Source organism: Acinetobacter sp. 70_2 (assembly GCF_056736115.1).
Genome location: NZ_JBWZIP010000011.1, coordinates 1 through 509, shown reverse-complemented (window position 1 = coordinate 509; position 509 = coordinate 1). Strand labels below are relative to the sequence as shown.

The following is a 509-nucleotide window of genomic DNA, read 5'->3' as shown; positions in this document are numbered from 1 at the left end:
TGTAGTTGCGGGCCCTGATGGTAAATGGACTGTGCCGAACCCAGGTGATCTTAAAGATGGTGATAAAGTTACAGCTATTGCAACCGACCCTGCTGGTAACCCATCAACTCCTTCAACTGGTACAGTAGATACAGTTGCACCATCTGTGACTGTCACCACGACATTAACCAACGACAGTACACCTGCATTAAGCGGTACAGTGAATGATCCAACTGCAAAAGTGGTTGTGACTGTAGACGGTGTGAACTATCCGGCAACCAATAATGGCAACGGCACCTGGACACTTGCAGACAATACGCTTCCAGCGTTGACCGATGGTCCACACACCGTGACTGTGACTGCAACAGACCCTGCAGGTAATGTAGGTACAACAAATGCAGTGGTGACTATCGATACCACAGCTCCAACTGCACCGGTAATTGATCCAATCAATGCGACCAATCCAGTCACAGGTACAGCAGAACCAGGTTCAACTGTTAAAGTGACTTTCCCAGATGGTACGACAGCAA

The 509-nt window shown here is 48.5% G+C and carries 1 protein-coding gene; it reads left to right on the top strand.

What is annotated here, in order from left to right:
• Positions 1–509 (top strand): Ig-like domain-containing protein (locus AC1PJ9_RS03725; RefSeq protein ID WP_479761732.1); only part of this gene is annotated, 509 nt, incomplete at both ends.